Below are 2,676 nucleotides of genomic sequence, written 5' to 3'. Positions count from 1 at the left end.
TAAAAGGCAAAAGTAATGCGAGTTGTTTCCTCGCATTAGTGTTTATTGTTTTTAGTAAATTACCCTGCTCCTTTTTGACAGGTTCTTTCCGCTGCCCTTTGGGAACACGAAGTATCATTCCTAATTTAATTCCTCTTTTCAATTCCGGATTAAGCGAAATCAATTCTTGTTCTGTCATTCCGTAATCATTAGCAATACTTGGAATCGTTTCTTTTGGTTTAACCACATATTCTTCCAGATATTTTTTAGTACTTGAAGTTTCAGCTACAGAAGTTTCAGCTGGTTTTGCCACAACTTCAACAGTTGTTGGTTTTGCAGTTTCAACAATAGCCTGATTTACAGCATTGCCTGAAACAATCAGTTTAAAACCAATTGGAAATTCAGAAACAATTTGTGGATTCAGACGTTCTAATTCGGGAATTGTCATTCCATACTTTTTAGAAATACCATATTTTGTTTCTTTTGGTTCAATAATGTGATAAGTAGTTCCTTCTTTTGGTGCTTCAACCTTTGGCGTTGCTTTTACAACTGCTGGTTTTGAAACTGCAGGCGTAATTACTTTTGTAGTTTCGACAGGTTTAGAAGCAACAGCATTTTGTCCACTACCCGAACCTGGAATTTTGATGTTTTGCCCAATTTTTAATCCGTTGTTGAGCAAATCCCCGTTGGCTGCTTTTAGTGCATCAACAGTAACTCCATATTGTTTTGAAATACTGTATAATGTTTCTTTTGGCTGTACCAAATGTGTACTTGGATTATCTGTTTGCGTAGGAGCTTTAGATGAATGTATAACAACTACAGAAGCTGAAGACGGGATTAATAAAACATTGTTTAGTTGAATTCCGTTTTGAGAATCGGGGTTTAAACTATAAATATCATAGGGTGTAACCTTATATTTTTGAGCTATCATCGCAATAGTTTCACCTTTGGCAACAGTATGTTTCGAATATTTTTCCTGCATTGCAGAAGCTGTAAACACAAAAGAAAATAGTGTTAGAAATATTGAAAAAAGGATACGGTTTTTCATCTACTTAATGTTTATTTAACGTCTAAAGTTAACAAATCTTTTTAAACTCAATATATATTGCTGTTTTTTTCATTAACTTTTTTGTGTTAACAAAAACTATTCCCATTCGATTGTTGCTGGTGGTTTTGAGCTAATATCATACACTACTCTATTGACACCTTTCACTTTATTGATAATTTCGTTGGAGATTTTCATCAAAAACTCATAAGGCAAATGAACCCAATCCGCTGTCATTCCGTCGGTTGATTCTACCGCACGAAGCGCAACTACTTTTTCATATGTACGTTCATCGCCCATAACTCCGACGCTATTCACAGGAAGCAAGATTGCTCCGGCCTGCCAAACTTTGTCGTACAATCCGTGTTCCCTTAATCCGTTGATAAAAACAGCATCAACTTCCTGCAGGATTCTAACTTTTTCAGGCGTGATTGCACCCAAAATCCTAATCGACAATCCTGGTCCGGGAAATGGATGTCTTCCTAAAAGCTCTGGGTCGATGCCCAATGTTTTCCCTACTCTTCGTACTTCGTCTTTGAATAACATGCGCAGTGGTTCAACGATTTTGAGTTTCATATAATCGGGTAAGCCACCTACATTGTGATGTGATTTTATTGTTGCCGATGGTCCTTTTACAGAAACCGATTCGATAACATCCGGATAAATTGTTCCCTGAGCCAGCCAGGTCACATCTTCAATTAAATGTGCTTCTTCATCAAAAACTTCAATAAAAGCATTTCCAATGGCTTTCCTTTTGGCTTCCGGATCTTCAAGACCATCTAATGCAGTCATAAATCTAGCTGTAGCGTCTACACCTTTTACGTTTAAGCCCATGCCTTTATATTGGTCCAAAACGCTATCAAATTCATTTTTTCGAAGCAAACCATTATTTACGAAAATGCAATAGAGGTTTTTGCCAATAGCTTTATGCAATAAAACTGCCGCTACTGTTGAATCTACTCCGCCTGAAAGTCCGAGTACGACTTTGTCGTTTTTGACTTTTTCCTGTAATTCTTTTACACAATCTTCTACAAAAGCATTAGGTGTAAAGTTCTGAGGAACGTGCGCAATCTTTACCAAAAAATTCTCAAGGATTTGTTTACCATCAGTAGAATGGTAAACCTCCGGGTGAAACTGAATGGCATAAGTTATTTCGCCTTCGATTTTGTAGGCTGCGTTTTCTACATCTTTGGTGCTTGCCAGTTTTACACCATTTTTTGGCAAATGCTTGATGGTGTCGCTATGGCTCATCCAAACCTGAGAATTGAGATTTACATCTTCAAAAAAAGTTTCACCTTCTTTGATAAAGGATAAATTTGCTCTTCCATATTCCCTGATATTGGAAGCAGCTACTTCTCCGCCTGAAAAATGTGCCAAATACTGAGCGCCATAACATACCGCGAGTATTGGTAATTTGCCTCTAATATTGGACAAATCGATTTGCAAAGCATCTTCTGAGCGGACAGAATAAGGACTTCCGCCAAGGATAACTGCTTTGTAAGACGATAAATCAGTTGGAAAATGATTGTAAGGGAAGATTTCGCAGAATATATTTAATTCCCGAACTCTTCTCGCAATAAGTTGTGTGTATTGCGAACCGAAATCTAAAATAAGTACGTTGTGTTGCATGTGCAAAAGTACTATTCTCAATT

At 37.2% G+C, this 2,676-nt stretch carries 2 protein-coding genes; both read right to left on the bottom strand.

The window, feature by feature from the left end; all coding sequences use genetic code 11:
* On the bottom strand, positions 1-1,027 hold a 1,027-nt coding region (locus tag ABIQ27_RS12670; protein WP_348034272.1), incomplete at its 3' end, for a LysM peptidoglycan-binding domain-containing protein.
* Positions 1,028-1,123: 96 nt separating this feature from the next.
* On the bottom strand, positions 1,124-2,653 hold the full coding sequence (guaA, locus tag ABIQ27_RS12665; RefSeq protein ID WP_348034273.1) for a glutamine-hydrolyzing GMP synthase: 1,530 nt from the start codon (positions 2,651-2,653) through the stop codon (positions 1,124-1,126).
* Positions 2,654-2,676 lie beyond the last annotated feature (23 nt).

This window comes from Flavobacterium sp. (genome assembly GCF_039916025.1).
Classification (GTDB): Bacteria; Bacteroidota; Bacteroidia; order Flavobacteriales; family Flavobacteriaceae; genus Flavobacterium.
This window is presented reverse-complemented; position numbering and strand designations above follow the sequence as displayed.

What these genes read in the sequence shown, in the direction of transcription:
- guaA (WP_348034273.1), bottom strand. Translation starts at nt 2,653, where the DNA reads ATGCAACACAACGTACTTATTTTAGATTTCGGTTCGCAATACACACAA.